Origin of the sequence: Paenibacillus sp. SC116 (assembly GCF_024733555.1) — a bacterium.
Lineage (GTDB): Bacteria > Bacillota > Bacilli > Paenibacillales > Paenibacillaceae > Paenibacillus_B.
Map to the genome: position 1 here is coordinate 2,094,189 of NZ_JANIOF010000001.1, position 16,929 is coordinate 2,111,117.

Here is a 16,929-nt window from a genome sequence, read left to right on the forward strand (position 1 = left end):
AGTGAATGGACAGCGGGCTTTCCTTTGATCCTATTTTATACAAGGCCAATCTTATCGCGACGGTTGCCGCTGTTTAACTGACGCTTCTCGATCAGACGATTGAGCGCATCGACATATGCGCGCGCACTCGCTTCAAGAATATCTGTGCTTACGCCACGGCCCTGAACAGCTACTTCGTCTTGATTCATAACGACATGAACCTCACCCTGCGCATCTTTACCATGCGTAACAGACTTAATGGAATAGTCGGACAACACAACCTCTTCCCCAGTAGCCTTATCAATCGCATTGTAAATGGCATCAACGGAACCGTTTCCTTCTGCTTCTTGTTCCAGCACATCGCCTTCATGTGTGACGATGCGGACTTTAGCAGTTGGAGTTGCTTCATTGCCATAGGTGACATAGATCGTTTGCAGCGAGAAGATTTCCAGCGTATCGACGATTTTCTCTTCGATAAAGGCACGAATGTCCTCGTCAGATACTTCTTTCTTCTTATCTGCCAGATCTTTAAATTTCGAAAATGCGATATTGAGCTGATCATCACTCAACTCATAGCCAAGATCGATAAGCTTCTCACGGAACGCATGACGTCCTGAATGCTTGCCGAGCACAAGCTTGCTCTCCTTAAGGCCAATTGTCTCAGGAGACATAATCTCATACGTCGTCTTCTCTTTCAGCATGCCATCCTGATGAATACCAGATTCATGAGCAAACGCATTTGCACCAACGATTGCTTTGTTGCCTGGCACGACCATGCCCGTCAATTTGCTAACTAAGCGGCTAGAACGAGCAATCTCCGATAATACCATCGTTGACTTTGCTTGGAAGAAGTCCTGACGTGTTTCCAACGCCATCGCTACTTCCTCTAGCGCCGTATTGCCCGCGCGTTCACCAATACCATTAATCGTTCCCTCAACCTGATCCGCACCATTCAATACGGCAGCCAATGCGTTCGCAGTCGCCATCCCTAAGTCATCATGGCAATGAGCACTCAACTGAATTTTTTCGATACCAGGTACTTGTTCCTTAAGTGTCTTAAAGATGTTACCGAATTCCGCAGGATATAAATATCCGACGGTGTCCGGAATATTAACGACTGTTGCACCTGCCTTAATCGCCATCTCCGTTACTTGGCAAAGGAAGTCCAACTCTGTCCGTCCTGCATCCTCAGGAGAAAATTGAATTTTGGTGAAATACTTGCCTGCATACTTAATGGCTGCTTCTGCCGCCTCCAACATTTGCTCCTTCGTCATGCGCAGCTTGTGCTGACGATGAATCGGAGATGATGCTAGGAAAAGATGAAGGCAAGGATCTTGCGCGTCTTTCAGCGCTTCATAGGCCGCATCAATATCTTGAACGCGGGAGCGAGCTAATGCAACCACAGTCGCATTTTTCACTGCTTTTGCAACTGCATTTACAGCTGCCAAGTCACCTGGCGATGCTGCCGGGAATCCCGCTTCCATACGGTCAATGCCAAGGCGCTCCAACTGATGCGCAATTTCTAATTTCTCTTTCGTATTCAAATTGACGCCTGGAGATTGCTCACCGTCACGCAACGTTGTATCAAACAAATATATTTTACGCATAACTCCGCACCTCCTCGTTGCTAATAAAAACGCCCACCCGCCTAGTGACGGGCGGACGCATTGCGTAATCGCCTTACTTATTCACATGCACATGCATACACGTTACATGAACGACTGCTAATTGAATGAATATACTACATATAATGCCGATGCTTATTTTTTAATCCAGTGCATCATTTCACGCAACTGACCACCAACAACTTCGATTGGATGGTTCGCTTCATTGCGGCGAGTTGCTGTCAAGAATGCACGGTTTGCTTGGTTCTCCAAGATGAAGTCGCGAGCGAACTTACCTTGTTGAATATCAGCTAATACTTCTTTCATTGCTTTCTTCGTTTCTTCTGTTACGATGCGAGGACCTGTTACATAGTCGCCATACTCCGCTGTGTTACTGATAGAGTCGCGCATTGTAGCCAATCCGCCTTCGTATACAAGGTCAACGATAAGCTTCAGCTCGTGTAAACACTCGAAGTAAGCCATTTCAGGAGAATATCCTGCTTCTGTCAATGTTTCGAAACCAGCTTTGATAAGCGCACTTACACCGCCGCACAATACAGCTTGCTCACCGAACAAATCTGTTTCTGTTTCTTCTTTGAAGGATGTTTCAATAACGCCAGCGCGTGTACAGCCGATACCTTTTGCATAAGCCAATCCGATTGCTTTCGCATTGCCTGTCGCATCTTGCTCGATCGCGATAAGTCCAGGAACACCGAATCCTTCTGTATATGTACGACGAACCAGGTGACCTGGAGATTTCGGCGCAACAAGAAGAACATCGTTGTCTTTAGGCGCTACGATTTGACCGTAGTGCACGTTGAAGCCGTGGGAGAACATAAGAGCAGCGCCCTTTTTGAGGTTAGGAGCGATATCATTGTTATAAACGCTTGCTTGAGTTTCATCCGGCATCAAAATTTGTACTACATCTGCACGGCTAGTAGCGTCAGCAACGGACAATACTTCGAATCCATCTTGACGTGCTTTGTCAGCTGACTTACCTTCACGAAGACCTATAACAACGTCCAAACCGCTGTCACGCAAGTTTTGTGCTTGAGCATGCCCTTGAGAGCCGTAGCCAATTACAGCGATTGTCTTACCATTAAGTACTGCGAAATCTGCGTCTTTTTCATAATACATCGTAACTGCCATTGTTATGATTCCTCCTCAAATTTGTTCCCATTTTGTTTATATACGTAAGGTATATATGATGTTTAGCCCTCGGATGATAAAGGGTATTTCAAAGGATAATTAGGTCTCATCCTCTGAAATACCCCTTCATCCGAAAGGGTTCTTACAACATGCTTGTTCGTGCACAATCAAATTCCATAATGTGGTTCACTGCTTAAAGCTAGCATCGTTTGCTTAACGAATCGCACCATCTGTAATCGATCCGCGAATCATCGCCGTTACGCCCGTGCGGCTAATCTCGCGAATGCCATAAGGCTCCATCAGTTCAATCATCGCTTCAATTTTCGAAGACTCTCCCAACACTTGAACGACAAGTGTGCTCGGGCCAATATCAATAATAGAAGCGCGGAAGGTCTCAACCACTCCAAGAATTTCTGGTCGCATGTTAGGCTCAGCCTTTACCTTAATCAAGGCAAGTTCACGTGCAACCATCTCTTGTGAGCTGAGATTAAGAACCTTGATAACATCAATAATCTTATATAATTGCTTCTCTACTTGCTCAAGCATTTGTTCATCCGCTGTAGTGACGATAACCATTCTTGATAATCCAGGTTCTTCGGAAGCACCTACTGTAATACTCTCGATATTGAAGCCGCGACGTCCGAACAATCCTGAGACGCGTTGCAGCACGCCTGGTTGATCGTTTACGATGACAGCTATCGTATGTCTAGTCATTGTAATCGTGCTCATTCGCCATCCCCCATTATCATTTGATCGATCGTAGATCCCTGCGTAACCATCGGATATACATTTTCGTGTTTGCGAACAACGAACTCAACTACCGCAGGTCCCGGTGTATTCAAAGCTTGCTCCCAAGCCATCTTCGCTTCTTCCTTATTCGTTGCACGGAAGCCTGGAACGCCATATGCTTCTGACAATTTCACGAAGTCCGGACTGCCAGCCAAGTCAATATGGCTGTAACGCTCTTCATAAATGATTTCTTGCCATTGGCGAACCATGCCGAGCACCTGGTTGTTGATGATGACAACCTTGACCGGAATATTGTTAATCGCACAAATCGCAAGCTCCTGCGCACACATTTGCATGCCGCCATCGCCATTGATGGAAACGACTGTACGATCTGGATGCGCCATTTGCGCACCGATTGCTGATGGGAATCCGAAGCCCATCGTTCCAAGTCCGCCAGATGTAATCCAAGAACGCGGATTGTTAAAGCGATAATATTGCGCCGCCCACATCTGATGCTGACCTACGTCCGTTGTAACGATGGCTTCACCCTTCGTCGTATCATGGATCATTTCGATAACCCATTGCGGCTTCAATTCCGTATCGCTATCTTCATAGCGTAATGGCTGGTCAATCTTCCAACCTAGCAATTGTGCTCTCCAAGCATCCGCTTTGTCTGCTCGTTTTACCGCTTCATTTGCCTGTGTTAGTGTCGTCTTAATGTCACCAACGATTGGGATATCCGTTGGAACATTCTTCCCGATCTCAGCTGGATCGATGTCAATGTGGACAATTTTCGCATGCGGTGCGAAGCCATCCAGCTTCATCGTTACTCGATCATCAAACCGTGCACCGATATTAATTAGCAAATCTGCCTGTTGAATGGCGTTATTTGCTGTGAATGTACCATGCATACCTGGCATTCCTAGCCACAAGTCATGTCCGCTTGGGAATCCGCCAAGTCCGAGCAATGTCGTCGTCACTGGAATTTGCGCAGTTGTAATGAATTGATACAGCTCTTCATGCGCACCAGAATGGATAACCCCTGCTCCTGCCAAGATGATCGGCCGCTCTGCTTCTTCAATCGCTTTAAGCATTTTATCAACTTGATACTTATTCGGCTTAACCGTCGGATGATAGCCGCGGATATCTATCGTTGTTGATGGTTGGAACAATGACTTAGCAGCCGAGACATCCTTCGGAATATCGATCAGAACCGGACCTTTTCGTCCTGTATTCGCGATATGGAATGCTTCATGAATAATACGCGGTAAGTCCTCTACATCACGAACGAGATAGCTGTGCTTTGTAATCGGCATCGTAATTCCGGTAATATCCGCTTCTTGGAACGCATCTGTTCCGATCAGCGACGTTGCAACGTTGCCCGTAATGACCACGAGAGGTACCGAGTCCATATATGCAGTCGCAATACCCGTTACAAGATTTGTTGCTCCAGGACCCGAAGTCGCGATACACACGCCAACGTTACCGCTTGCCCGTGCATACCCATCCGCTGCATGAATGGCGCCCTGCTCATGCCTTGTCAGCAAATGCTTGAAATCATCAAAGCCGTGCATCGCATCGTAAATATACAATACGGCTCCTCCCGGATAGCCGAAGACGCATTCCGCACCTTCTAACAACAAGCTTCGAAGTAAAATTTCTGAACCTGTAATTACTTCTGGCTTCATCCATTTCTGACGTAATTCTTCTTTAGACCGCATGGTTGCATGCTGAGCGCTCATCCGCCATCCCCCTCACCTAATCTGTAATTGAAATAAATCACTTAGACTTGAATATAACAAAAAAACCTTCCGCCCCAGGACACAGTTCATGTATCCATAGGGACGAAAGGTTAGCTTCCGTGGTACCACCCAGATTTGCTATATGTCTCACAACATACAGCCTCCATAAGTTTGCAACACATAGCTGCAAACTGTAACAGCGCCTAACGCGCGCCCGACGATTCTACCTAGTAGTTGACGGATATATCTTGGCCTTGCATGTGTCCTTGCATCCGTCTTCGTTCAGCAGAACAGCTCCGAGGTGAGCATCGATCATAAGGGGTTAAGGCGGCGGTTCCAGCATAGTCCGCACGCTCTCTGGTCATAAGAGCCCTTCGTCTTTAGTCCTCATCATAGCCATTGGTATGTTATGTCAGAGTGTATTCCAAATGTTAAGAAGTATTATATGCCTACACTTTGAGCGAGTCAATAGGACTATCAAAAAAAATACCAAAATGTTCTGGTGTCCATTCAAACGTGAAAAAGCAGGCATAGAATAAACGAAAACGTGCTGCCATACAGCTGCTATCAAGCTTGAAGTGGAGGAATGCACATGCTTCGATTACGTATACCTGAACAGGATGACGAAATAATTTGGTCTTTGGTAGAAGCCGAATTAATCCCCAAATCCAATCTAAACTGGGACATTCCTCAGCTTAAAAATGAGATGCCAAAACGCCTGTCCAAAGGCTTCACTTATGTCAAAGTGGACCTTGTAAATCAACCCATCGCTTTTATCCACGCTGTCGTAATCGAGCGGATTTTATTCATCGATATGCTTGCCGTTCATTCCTACCTACAACGAAGAGGAATAGGACAAATTCTACTTCAATCAGCTGAAAAACAAGCTATATTGCAATCATGCAGCTCGTCCAAGCTCGCCGTAGATGCTGGCAATGAACCAGCACGACGCTTCTATGAACGAGCAGGCTACAAAAGCAGACAGTATCTAGTAAACTTGCAATGCTGGGAAATGTTCAAACCATTTAGCCAGATAAGCGAATAACTCACGATTAATAAGCACTTTAAAATAAGACAGCCCGGAATGAAAGAATTCCGGACCGTAGCCGATACGTCACACGCATCCCTCATGCGCTGCTATCGATATTCACTCACTATCTCTTTCCTACTGCTAGTCTAGTTTTAGAAAAATGGTCTCGGTCCAAAGCAGCCGCCGCAACCACCGCCACCGAACGGACCAAAGCCAAATCCTCCGCCACATCCTAATGTCCCAATAGCGAGCAAGTCGAACAATATGAGAGGCAGCAAAAAGCATCTCGTTTTAGCTGACTTGCCGTCTATCGGTGTCAGGACGAGCTCGTTGCCGGAAATTCGAACAAGTTTCCCCGAAACTACTTTTCCGTCTTGACGCACAGCATAAATATGCTGTCCTATCAATTTCTCGGCCTGAGATTTGGTAACATGCTGCAAGGAAATCCCTCCTTCAGTCAACTTTCTCTACAGCATATGATAGCTTCACCAACCTGCTTGTATCGTTACCCTACTAACTTGCAAATTGTACGAATTCCTCATAGATTGCGAGACTTTCACCTACCAGTAATTTATAAATCTTCTGAAAATCAAAAGATTACCATGGCAATACGGGTATGCCCCTTATAAAGCAAATAGCCGCTAACTACCATCTTGCACCACGTGCTGATCCAATGATATAGTAACCCGCATATAGAGCATTTGAATAAGACGGGAGATCATATCATGAGCTATAAAATTGTGTTTTTCGATATCGATGGAACACTCGTAAATGATGAAAAAGAGATTCCGCAAGACGCAATCGAAGCAATAGCAGAGCTGCAAAACAAAGGTGTAGAAGCAGTCATCGCAACAGGGCGCGCACCATATTTCATAAAATCATTGGCAGAGCAGCTAGGCATTGACTCCTTCGTCTGTTTAAATGGCGGCTATGTTGTCTACCAAGAAAAAACGATATTTAAACGCTCGATACCTCGTGAAGATGTGGAGGCGCTAGTGAACCACGCAACCCTCCATCAGCATGCGCTCGTGTTTGAAGGAGAGTCCGCTTTCTATTCTAGCATTGTGGATCATCCCTTTATGTTAGATGCTGTCCAATCTTTAAAAGTTGAACTGCCTGGCCATAATCCAGAATACTGGCGCAACGAAAATATTTATCAAATGTTTTTACATTGTACGGTGGAAGACGAGCAGCTATATAGTGAAGTTGTACCTGGATTACGCTACATTCGATGGCACCAAACAGCCATGGATGTACTGCCGCATGATTCATCGAAGGCGGAAGGCATTCAGGCTATGCTTCGCCTGCTGCATATTTCTCCTGAAAAAGCGATTGCCTTTGGTGATGGACTCAATGATAAAGAAATGCTCAGCACAGTTGGACTTGGGATTGCGATGGGTAATTCTCACGAAGAACTTTTGCCATACGCTGATTACGTTACTTCACATGTGAATGAAGGCGGCATTCGCCGCGGATTGCAGTATGCTGGATTAATCGATTAATATGTACATAATCTACAATTGTTTTAAAATGGAAGCCCCACTTAACTTGACCCCATAAGAAAGGAGGATTAACCCGCATGTTTCAAACCCCTATCGGACGATTAAGAACGATTGGAATAGTGGAAGGAATATCCTATATTTTATTATTATTTATAGCCATGCCTCTTCGTACATACATGGATATGCCTGAAGCTGTTACCATTTCCGGAATGGCCCATGGAGTACTATTTTTACTGTATATCCTTGCTGTAGGTCATGTTTGGATCGTTCATCGTTGGCCTCTCACTCGCGTCATTATCGCGGTCCTTGTTTCATTTATTCCTTTCGGCAATTTTGTATTTGACCAATCATTGAAAAAAGAACAACAAGACAACCCAACAAAAACCGCTTAGGAATCATTCCTAGCGGTTTTATTTTTTTGAAAAATATTTTGCATTAATACTTCCGTTTTTTTAAATTTATTCTATTAATTTATATATAACCAAAGGGTCTTGATCGTCAATGTCCTTCGCGATGGTTCAGAGCAGCCATTCACCATACATACGGTTCCATTTAGAGAAAAGAAAGTAGCCTTGTAAGTAAATTCAAATACCAGCATCTATGTAGTGATTTCATTCTCATAGAAATGCTAAAACCGCTTCTAAAACCTTATCGGAGCGGTTTTCCTACTGCTATGCCGCATAAAATTTTACGTGTCTATCTGTTATTTTTTTCATCCTTACGGCAACCTATCAGAATTCCGCGACAGCTAAACGAATATGAGCAATATGATGGCGGTCATGCCAAATAAGTCTTTGGAGAGCGATGTCCAGTGTAATGGAATCTAACACTTGTGTGCGCAATTTTCTACGAAAATCATCTGGCTGGAGACTGTTAAGTAGGGTTAAAAATCTTCGGTGAAGCGTTTCAATGAGCAGCAAAGAATCTTCAACAGGCAAATGGTTATACTCATCAAGCGCGGCCCATGCATCCTGATCGTACGAGCTGGCGATAGGCTCTTCTTCGGTTAATGCTCGCTTAAATCGTAAATAGGCGTTTACGTTATTATCCGCTACATGATGCACAATCTGTTGAATCGTCCAGCCGCCAGGACGGTAGGAGCACTGAAGTTGTTCAGAAGTTAAATCCTTTACTATATTTCGCAGCTCTATAATTATTTCTGGGACCTGACTAATAAAATAGTTTCGTTCCACCAAGGTAGGATTCATTATCGGTTCAAATGGAATGCCCGAGAATGTATTAATCTCCATAGCCTCATTACCCCTCTCATGGAATCTTCAAATTGAGCTATTGCCTATTCCCTACTTCACTATTTCTGCAACTAACTTTCCAGATCAGCCGCCTCTTACTCGCGCACAAATCCACGTGCAATCGAATCATTGACTAGCTGTTCGGTGTATGCCCACAACGATTTGGAGCCATTGGCAATTTCACGATTCCGCTTCAAAATTTGCTCGCTTGTAATATGGTAGGTTAGCCATGTATCGCCTTCATTCTGGTAGTTGTTCAAGATAGGATGCAAGCGATCTAGTGAAGAGGCAAATTGCGCTTCCTTACTCTCTTTGCGTTCGAATTCAAGCCATAGATTCATTAATTCCTCCCCCTGCTCTATTGGCAAAAGGCCAAAAATACGCTGCGCCGCTTGCATTTCTCGTTCATGCTTGTCCTCATTTCCAGCCGTGTCGTACGCAAATGTGTCTCCAGCATCAATCTCGACTAGATCATGAATAAGCAGCATTTTCACTACTTTAAACAAATCGACTTCTTCATTTGCATGACCGCTAAAAATTAGTGCCATTACAGCTAAATGCCAGGAATGCTCCGCATCATTTTCTAGTCTTGTATCGCTAACAATTTTTGTTTTTCTTTGAATCGTCTTGAGCTTGTCTATCTCCATTAAGAACTGAAGTTGTTTCTGCAAAATAGTTTCCATGTGATTGGCCCCTCGTTTTTATTATATATCCAATTACTTCCTATCTTCTATGGTTTTCATAGTAATAATACATTGGAAAAATGACTAGGACATATGTCTTCAAACTGTAAATAGGCATAGGCTGCCTGCACTCAAAGAACAAAGCCTCCGTGGACATAAAAAGTACACATCGGTACTCAATAATGGAATTCAAGGGGCTGAACAACTGCTTCTTAACAGCACTGAGCCCTTCTTACTAAAATCACCCACGAGGTGATTAAATTACATGATTAGATAGGAGTGGAGATCTATGAACCAAGTAGTAACCGCCGAGCAGTATGCAAAAGCAAAAGAATGGAGCCAAGATTGGCAAGCTGATGTGGACAATGCACGAGTCGTACCACACTGGATTGGTCAATCGTCAACATTCTGGTATCAACGCGATATCCGGGTAGGCGCACAAAAAGGAAGCGAGTTCGTAATTGTAAATCCTATTTCTAATTCGGTAGATCTCGCCTTTGATCACAATCGCTTGGCAGCGGCCTTAAGCTCAGTTCTGCAAGAAGAAGTTAATCCGCACCAGTTGCCGATTCAAAAGCTAATGATCAACGAGCATGATCCTATTATTTATTTTGTTGCAAAAGACAAATATTGGTCTTATGATCAGACACAGAACGAATGCCATGAAGCAGAACCCGCGCCACACACTAAGCCAAATGAATTATTGTCTCCGGATGGGCAATGGGCAGCCTATATAGATACTTACAATCTGTATGTTCGTCATCTAGAAACAGAAGAAGTTCGGCAGCTAACCTATGATGGAGAACGTTACTATGGATACGCCACTGAGGGATCGGCCATGAATGAGACTACGCAACAAATTTTTGGAGCTCCCGTTCGTCCAAGTGTAGTATGGTCTCCTGATTCAAAGAAGTTGATTACGCATCGTCTCGATGAGCGAAATATTAACGAGCTGCATATCGTTCAACATGTTCCTCTGGATTCGAAAGAAGTTCGACCTTCCTTGTACACTTCACGCTACGCGATGGTCGGTGATGAGCACGTCCCAATGATGGAAGTGTATATTGCTGATATCGATAATCAGGAATCGATACGAGTAGAAGCCGATCCTGTTGTGGCTACTAGTCCTACTGCTTTCGCATCTATTGTGCCGTTATCTGGATGGTCGGCAGACAGTAATCAGGCCTACTACAAACTTGTAGCCAGAGACTTCAAATCGGCACAGCTTATCCTCGTTCAAGCTAATACCGGTGAAGCGAGAGTCATTGTAGAAGAAACAAGCGAAACCTTTATTTTCTCTCATTTATATCACAACGGAAACTTCTCCTTATACTTTGGTTATCTAGAGATCAATTCATCATTAAATCCTAATTTCCAACTACTGCAAGACAATTCGCTCATTTGGCTGTCTGAACGAGATGGTTACGGCCATCTGTATGTGATCGACTCCTGTACAGGGCAAACACGAAGAGCCCTAACAGCCGGCAACTGGAACGTACGACGACTCATTGCCGTTGACGAAGAACATGGCTGGGTATATTTCACGGCAAGTGGACGGGAAGCTGGAAGTGACCCATATTACCAGCACCTATACCGAGTTCAACTAGACGGATCATCCCTGACTCTTCTTACACCTGAAGACGCCAATCATAGTGTGCTGCTCTCTCCTGACTTCACTTATTTTATAAACACGTATTCTCGTGTGGATCTTGCCCCTGTCTCTGTACTGCGCAGTGTAGACGGAGATTGCACCCGCGAGCTGGAGTGTGCCAACATACAGCCATTGTTGGATAAAGGCTATCAACTGCCAGAACGTTTCACCGTTAAGGCCGCAGATGGTGTCACTGATGTATACGGCATTATCATTAAACCCGCTAATCTCGATCTAGCACAAATGTATCCTGTTATCGATCATTACTATGCTGGATCTCAAGTCATTCAAACACCGAAGTCGTTCAACTTAACGGCCTTAGAAACTGGCGGAGCGCAGGCACTCGCTCAACTAGGTTTTGCCACCATCATCATGGATGGCAAGGGGACCCCTTTCCGTTCACGTGAATTTATCGATGTAGCAGCAGGAAATATGGGCGATGGCGCTGGACTCAACGACCATGTAGCAGCCCTTCCTCAATTAGCGGAAATGTACCCTTTCCTAGATATCGAACGTGTAGGAATCTGGGGCAGTTCTGGTGGTGGTTATGGCGCGGCACGTGCTATTTTAAAATATCCTGATACGTACAAAGCTGCCGTTGCCTCGGCAGGAAACCACGACCAACTGATGTACATCAATATGTGGGGAGAACATTATCAAGGGTTGCTTGATCCACGGTATCCGAATCGCTATGCGAACCAAGCAAATGCGGATTTGGCTGCGAATTTGAAAGGCAAGCTGCTGCTCGCACATGGCGATATCGACGATAATGTCCATGTCGGCCAAACGTTACGATTAGCAGATGCGCTGATTAAGGCGGATAAAGATTTCGATCTACTTATTATGACTAATGTCGGGCACGGCGTTGCTGAAGAACCGTATTTTATCCGTAGAAAATGGGACTACTTCATAAGACACTTGCTAGGGGTAGAACCACCTCGACTTCCTGCACATTTACCTGCCAATGAAGGGCAATTTGCTGTAGTAAAGTCTAATGTATTGGAAGCAAGTATTTGAGTATTTGCTCACACAAACCTAGTGTTGAAATGGAGAGTTGCATATGGAAGTAAAGCTTATCGGGAAACGTAAATTTTTAGTGACGGTTATGCTTTGTTCATTGTTTATCGGGAATAGCGTACTAAATGCATTTGGAAGCAGCCCTTCCCAGCAAGAGCAACAATCAGCAGTTGCTGCCCAACAATCTAAGGCTCCGACGACTTCGTCTAAGCAGACAGCTGTAACATTCCCTGCCCTTAAAGGCCCATATAAAGTGGGAACGGAGCGGTTTCATTGGATCGATAAATCCCGCCCTGAAACATTCACAGCAGATAAAACGGATCATCGTGAGCTGATGATTCAAGTCTGGTATCCTACTAACGCATCAAGTGCCTCACATAAGCTCGAACCCTATGCAACTAATCCAACAGCACTGGCGAAATTTTATGAAGACTATACGAAAATACCCGCTGCTCAATTTTTATCTTTACTCACTACTACCACTCATTCCTTGATCAAAGCACCTATCGCTGAAGCGAAGCAAAAACATCCTGTGCTCGTCTTATCGCACGGCTTCGGGATGCTTAATGATACGTATCGATTTATTGCAGAGCCACTAGCAAGCCAAGGCTACATCGTTGTAAGTGTGCAGCATACGTATAATTCATTAATAACCACATTTCCTAATGGAAAAGTTGCAACTTTCAACGGATCTAATAGCGACAGTACCTCTCACATGGATCGATTGATAACGAAAGTATGGGTGAAAGATGTTCAATTTGTATTGGATCGTCTAGAACAACTTGCAGAGAAGAAGAGCTATCACATATGGAAGCAGGCCGATCTGAGTAGAGTTGGAATGCTCGGTCATTCCTTTGGCGGTGCTACAGCTGCTCAAGTAATGCTGCAAGATGATCGTGTAAAGGCAGGTATCAACATGGACGGCGGCTTCTTTGGCAAGGTGATTCCTGAAACGGGAATTCCAGGCCCATTCATGCTGATGAGCGCTGGCTACGATGGATTAAAAAGTTTAGAGAGTATCGATCCAAAGCAAGCCGCAGCAGCACAAGGGGTAGATGAAAAGAAATTGACAGAAATGTTGAAACATGTGATCGCACGCTATAAGCAGGCAGTACGCTTTAGTTATTCCGTATCCTTCCGTCATGCAGACCATGGAACATTTTCGGACACCCCGTTAATTTCCTTTCCATCTGTATCGAACGATGCTGCCAGATTACAGACCGTGTATCGTACTCACAGCAATATTAATGCATATACATTGGATTTCTTCGACCATTTCCTAAAAGAAAAGCCAACGAAACTGCTGGATGGAAAGAACAAAATTGAAGATGTTAAGGTAGACATCGGAGAACACGTAAAAACGAAAATAGAAACATCCAAGTAAAATTCATTCAAATTGGAACCTTCTCGGTAATTAACGGGGAGGTTCTTTTTATGTTCATAAAAAGTACACAGCGTTGCGCGATAATAAGAAGTAAGAGGACAACCCTCAAAGCATATGGCATCCATTAGCATCAACCTCTTCACATCTAGATCAGTCAAAATGTTCCATTGTACATTCTATTATTAAAAGGAGGAACGATATGAAGTCCCAGATGACGATGGAAAGGAAAAGCAAATTGCTGCTGCTCACCCTTCTTTGTTCCTTGTTTGCCTTCAACAGTGCAAGCCAAGCACTTGGAAATGATGGATCACTGCAATCGGAAGCTGCAGCTGAAGCCTCAGCATCCATCACTGCTGCAACAGCAGTTGACACGACGACAGCAACATCCAAACCTACGTCCCATTCGACAGCTACGCCTGCAACTGTTCAGTTCCCTTCGCTTACAGGGCCATATCAAGTGGGCACCGAGACATTCCATTGGATTGATAAATCTCGTCCAGAAAGATTTACAGCTAATAAAAACGACCATCGCGAACTCATGATCCAAGTCTGGTACCCGACGAAAGCAACAAGTGCCATTTACAAACGGCAACCATTCTCAGACGATCCAAAAGCACATGCTAGAGCGTTCGAAAGCTATGCGCAAGTTCCAGCGAGTACATCTATGCCCTTGTTTCTATCAACCACTCATTCTCTGATTAAAGCTCCTATAGCACAGAATAAACAAAAATATCCGGTGCTTATTTTTTCACACGGATTCGGCGCTCGCAATGATTCCTATCGATTTCTCACAGAGCAGCTCGCAAGCCAAGGTTATATCATCGTAAGTGTACAACATACGTACAATTCATTCCTTACTCAATTCCCAACAGGGAAAGTCGCACCATTCGTAGGCAATGAAATAGATAACTACGCCTACATGGACCGATTAATTGCGAACGTATGGGTCAAAGATATTCAATTCGTGCTGGATCGTCTAGATGAGCTAGGACAGAAAAATAAAGATGCTATCTGGAAGCAGCTCGATCTTAAGCGAATTGGGATGCTTGGTCATTCGTTCGGTGGTGCGACTTCTGCTCAAGTGATGCTGGCAGACAAACGCGTCAAAGCAGGAGTTAATATGGACGGAAGCTTTTATGGAAAAGTCATTCCTGATACGGGTATACCAGGACCCTTTTTGTTTATAGGGGCTGGTGATGCAGATGGATTGCAAAATATGGAGAACATCGACCCTAAAGAGCTTGCAGCCGAACATGGAACAAGCGTTGAAGAAGTAAAAGAACTGCTGAACTATTCGAGCAAACGTTATAAACAGGCGCTGCGTCATAGTTATTCCTTATCTTTCAAACATGCGAATCATGAAACATTTTGTGATTTTCCAATCCTTATGGAGCAGTTCGGGCAAATTGAGGCCTCTAACCTAAATTCCGTATCACGCCACCATCGTATTATTAATGAATATACATTGGACTTCTTTAATCATGTTCTGAAAGGCAAACGTACCACGCTGCTGAGCGAAAATAAAAATAAGTATGAGGATATCACATTAACAATCGGGGAGGGTTTGAAAGAGAAATAAGAAACTAGCCGACCACATTATCTTCATCTGTCATTCTATTTTGGACAATTGTAGAAACATACTTTAATGTATAAATTTAAAGTAAAAATTTAGGAGGTTATATAATGAAAAATAAAAATCGATTAAAAACTGGAATACTCTCTATTCTCGCTCTCTTCCTACTAGTAACATCGAGCCCTGCTGCCCATGCTCATGGATATCCTGAACCTACTTATCCCGAACCAGGTTGGATCAGATACGATGATGTTTACGGTGAGATTTATTATTTTGGAGATGGATATCACAGAACCACTCACGCCCGAAATTACATGGGCGGTGTATCGACTGTAGATGATACACAAGGAAAAGGGTTCCGCTTTAATTTTACCGGTTCCAAGATTCGTCTCATAACGTCAATGTCTCCTGAGCATGCCAAAGATCTTACCCTCATCCTAGATGGAGTGGAATATCCTTATTCGCAATTCGCTCAAATAAATAGCTGGCAACAGCATTCGTTTGTCAAAACCGATCTATCTAACGGCGAGCATTCATTGCTCGTAATCGGAAAATCAGCTGGTAGATTAGCCTTAGATGCGGTCGATCTTGATGAAAATGCAAAACTGTATTACTATGATGGTTTTCATCCGCTAGTCATTCCAGGCGATTCGCAAGTAACGTTAAGCTGGTACCCAATCCCCCGCGCCGTATCCTATACGATCGAGCGAACGAATACCTACACTGGACAAGTTACTACCGTAAGCAGTGCTGTATATGGAACTCAATTTGTGGATACAGGTTTGGAGAACGATCTCCAATACAAATATCGACTTTACGCAAAAGTCGATAACCATAGAGTCATAATATTCTCCAAGCTGTACTCTGCCATCCCAAGAAAACCACTCCCTTCTTTACTCCCGAATTAATTGTACGAAATACAAATAACCCATAATTTAACAGTCTGTTGATGCGTTCATATATGTATCGCTATTATCTATGAATATAAATAAGCCGCTGTATAAAATGGTTCGGAATGACCATTCGACAGCGGCTTTACTATTTTAAATGTATACCTTATCAAGAAACAGAACAACCAGCTCTAAAAGTTAACGTTCAGAGATACTGTTAAAACGGCCCTGCTCCCACTGCTGCAATTCCGTTAAATGTAGCTGGTCCAATTAGTGTGTTTCCTGATGCTGCGGAAGAAGAAATAAACAATGTATATCTAATTTGACTCGCATTCACATCGGTCGCAGGAGGGAAATCAGTTGCTGTAATGCTAATGGGAAGATCATTAGAAAAAACAGTAAGAAACGATTCTGTATATATAAGTGTGCCTGAGCCAAATGTTTCAGTGCCATTCCGTTCGATACTAACTAGGATATTTGGTTCTTCAGCAGAACCAAGTGACACCCCCACCGTTCCTGATAACCATACCCTTACATCTCCGGCTTGTGCTGTTCCAGCGATCGCTGTTGTAATTAGTCCAACATCTCCGATAAGTATGGGGGTATCTTCTATTGGTAATATACCTGTATCCGTATTACTTAACTGTGAAAGTCGCATATCTAACACTTTAAAAGCCATAGCAATCCCTCCTTTATTAGTAACCATCCTATTAATAAAAGAGAGATAAAGTGATAGATCGTTAGCT

General features: G+C 43.9%; 15 protein-coding genes. 7 read left to right on the plus strand and 8 right to left on the minus strand.

Going from position 1 to position 16,929, the window contains the following annotated elements; translation table 11 throughout:
• Nucleotides 1-35: 35 nt before the first annotated feature.
• The 4 genes from NQ117_RS09055 to ilvB all read right to left on the minus strand — a co-directional run bounded on the left by NQ117_RS09055 (nucleotide 36) and on the right by ilvB (nucleotide 5,203).
• Nucleotides 36-1,586, minus strand: a complete 1,551-nt coding sequence (locus NQ117_RS09055; protein ID WP_258277635.1) for a 2-isopropylmalate synthase — start codon at nucleotides 1,584-1,586, stop codon at nucleotides 36-38.
• Nucleotides 1,587-1,739: 153 nt separating this feature from the next.
• Nucleotides 1,740-2,732 carry a ketol-acid reductoisomerase gene (gene ilvC, locus NQ117_RS09060; protein ID WP_144987209.1) on the minus strand — a complete coding sequence of 331 codons (993 nt, stop codon included), beginning with the start codon at nucleotides 2,730-2,732 and terminating at the stop codon, nucleotides 1,740-1,742.
• A 213-nt stretch (nucleotides 2,733-2,945) separates the two neighbouring features.
• On the minus strand, nucleotides 2,946-3,446 hold the full coding sequence (gene ilvN, locus NQ117_RS09065) for an acetolactate synthase small subunit (RefSeq protein ID WP_258278210.1): 501 nt from the start codon (nucleotides 3,444-3,446) through the stop codon (nucleotides 2,946-2,948).
• Between the two features lie 11 nt (nucleotides 3,447-3,457).
• Nucleotides 3,458-5,203 (minus strand): biosynthetic-type acetolactate synthase large subunit, encoded by a 1,746-nt coding sequence (ilvB, locus tag NQ117_RS09070; protein ID WP_258277636.1) that lies wholly within the window; start codon nucleotides 5,201-5,203, stop codon nucleotides 3,458-3,460.
• Nucleotides 5,204-5,795: 592 nt separating this feature from the next.
• On the opposite strand from ilvB, the gene NQ117_RS09075 reads away from it, so the two are divergent.
• A complete protein-coding gene (locus NQ117_RS09075) occupies nucleotides 5,796-6,248 on the plus strand; it encodes a GNAT family N-acetyltransferase (RefSeq protein WP_258277637.1) in 453 nt (150 codons plus the stop codon).
• 137 nt (nucleotides 6,249-6,385) lie between these two features.
• Here the strand turns inward: NQ117_RS09075 and NQ117_RS09080 are convergent, their stop codons facing one another.
• A complete protein-coding gene (locus NQ117_RS09080) occupies nucleotides 6,386-6,673 on the minus strand; it encodes a hypothetical protein (RefSeq protein WP_258277638.1) in 288 nt (95 codons plus the stop codon).
• Nucleotides 6,674-6,958: 285 nt separating this feature from the next.
• On the opposite strand from NQ117_RS09080, the gene NQ117_RS09085 reads away from it, so the two are divergent.
• The gene (locus NQ117_RS09085) at nucleotides 6,959-7,735 is read left to right on the plus strand and encodes a Cof-type HAD-IIB family hydrolase (RefSeq protein WP_258277639.1); all 777 of its coding nucleotides are present in this window, start codon (nucleotides 6,959-6,961) and stop codon (nucleotides 7,733-7,735) included.
• Nucleotides 7,736-7,812: 77 nt separating this feature from the next.
• Nucleotides 7,813-8,127 carry a DUF3817 domain-containing protein gene (locus NQ117_RS09090; RefSeq protein WP_258277640.1) on the plus strand — a complete coding sequence of 105 codons (315 nt, stop codon included), beginning with the start codon at nucleotides 7,813-7,815 and terminating at the stop codon, nucleotides 8,125-8,127.
• A gap of 339 nt (nucleotides 8,128-8,466) precedes the next feature.
• Here NQ117_RS09090 and NQ117_RS09095 read toward each other — a convergent pair whose 3' ends face one another.
• Nucleotides 8,467-8,985, minus strand: a complete 519-nt coding sequence (locus NQ117_RS09095) for a YfiT family bacillithiol transferase (protein ID WP_258277641.1) — start codon at nucleotides 8,983-8,985, stop codon at nucleotides 8,467-8,469.
• Between the two features lie 95 nt (nucleotides 8,986-9,080).
• The gene (locus NQ117_RS09100; protein WP_258277642.1) at nucleotides 9,081-9,668 is read right to left on the minus strand and encodes an HD domain-containing protein; all 588 of its coding nucleotides are present in this window, start codon (nucleotides 9,666-9,668) and stop codon (nucleotides 9,081-9,083) included.
• Between the two features lie 289 nt (nucleotides 9,669-9,957).
• On the opposite strand from NQ117_RS09100, the gene NQ117_RS09105 reads away from it, so the two are divergent.
• The 4 genes from NQ117_RS09105 to NQ117_RS09120 all read left to right on the plus strand — a co-directional run bounded on the left by NQ117_RS09105 (nucleotide 9,958) and on the right by NQ117_RS09120 (nucleotide 16,201).
• The gene (locus NQ117_RS09105) at nucleotides 9,958-12,336 is read left to right on the plus strand and encodes a S9 family peptidase (RefSeq protein WP_258277643.1); all 2,379 of its coding nucleotides are present in this window, start codon (nucleotides 9,958-9,960) and stop codon (nucleotides 12,334-12,336) included.
• A 43-nt stretch (nucleotides 12,337-12,379) separates the two neighbouring features.
• Complete coding sequence (locus tag NQ117_RS09110; protein WP_258277644.1) at nucleotides 12,380-13,720, plus strand: alpha/beta hydrolase family protein; 1,341 nt, start codon at nucleotides 12,380-12,382, stop codon at nucleotides 13,718-13,720.
• 199 nt (nucleotides 13,721-13,919) lie between these two features.
• Entirely contained in the window at nucleotides 13,920-15,299 is a 1,380-nt protein-coding gene (locus NQ117_RS09115) for an alpha/beta hydrolase family protein (RefSeq protein WP_258277645.1), read from the plus strand.
• Between the two features lie 104 nt (nucleotides 15,300-15,403).
• Nucleotides 15,404-16,201 (plus strand): fibronectin type III domain-containing protein, encoded by a 798-nt coding sequence (locus NQ117_RS09120; RefSeq protein WP_258277646.1) that lies wholly within the window; start codon nucleotides 15,404-15,406, stop codon nucleotides 16,199-16,201.
• A 199-nt stretch (nucleotides 16,202-16,400) separates the two neighbouring features.
• On the opposite strand, the gene NQ117_RS09125 is transcribed toward NQ117_RS09120, so the two are convergent.
• Entirely contained in the window at nucleotides 16,401-16,862 is a 462-nt protein-coding gene (locus NQ117_RS09125) for a hypothetical protein (protein WP_258277647.1), read from the minus strand.
• Nucleotides 16,863-16,929 lie beyond the last annotated feature (67 nt).

Excerpts from the sequence above, each read along its gene's own strand:
- NQ117_RS09125 (WP_258277647.1), bottom strand. The coding sequence starts at position 16,862 with ATGGCTTTTAAAGTGTTAGATATGCGACTTTCACAGTTAAGTAATACG.
- NQ117_RS09075 (WP_258277637.1), top strand. The coding sequence starts at position 5,796 with ATGCTTCGATTACGTATACCTGAACAGGATGACGAAATAATTTGGTCT.
- NQ117_RS09055 (WP_258277635.1), bottom strand. The coding sequence starts at position 1,586 with ATGCGTAAAATATATTTGTTTGATACAACGTTGCGTGACGGTGAGCAA.
- NQ117_RS09085 (WP_258277639.1), top strand. The coding sequence starts at position 6,959 with ATGAGCTATAAAATTGTGTTTTTCGATATCGATGGAACACTCGTAAAT.
- ilvN (WP_258278210.1), bottom strand. The coding sequence starts at position 3,446 with ATGACTAGACATACGATAGCTGTCATCGTAAACGATCAACCAGGCGTG.
- NQ117_RS09095 (WP_258277641.1), bottom strand. The coding sequence starts at position 8,985 with ATGGAGATTAATACATTCTCGGGCATTCCATTTGAACCGATAATGAAT.
- NQ117_RS09090 (WP_258277640.1), top strand. The coding sequence starts at position 7,813 with ATGTTTCAAACCCCTATCGGACGATTAAGAACGATTGGAATAGTGGAA.
- NQ117_RS09105 (WP_258277643.1), top strand. The coding sequence starts at position 9,958 with ATGAACCAAGTAGTAACCGCCGAGCAGTATGCAAAAGCAAAAGAATGG.
- ilvB (WP_258277636.1), bottom strand. The coding sequence starts at position 5,203 with ATGAGCGCTCAGCATGCAACCATGCGGTCTAAAGAAGAATTACGTCAG.
- ilvC (WP_144987209.1), bottom strand. The coding sequence starts at position 2,732 with ATGGCAGTTACGATGTATTATGAAAAAGACGCAGATTTCGCAGTACTT.
- NQ117_RS09115 (WP_258277645.1), top strand. The coding sequence starts at position 13,920 with ATGAAGTCCCAGATGACGATGGAAAGGAAAAGCAAATTGCTGCTGCTC.
- NQ117_RS09100 (WP_258277642.1), bottom strand. The coding sequence starts at position 9,668 with ATGGAAACTATTTTGCAGAAACAACTTCAGTTCTTAATGGAGATAGAC.
- NQ117_RS09120 (WP_258277646.1), top strand. The coding sequence starts at position 15,404 with ATGAAAAATAAAAATCGATTAAAAACTGGAATACTCTCTATTCTCGCT.
- NQ117_RS09110 (WP_258277644.1), top strand. The coding sequence starts at position 12,380 with ATGGAAGTAAAGCTTATCGGGAAACGTAAATTTTTAGTGACGGTTATG.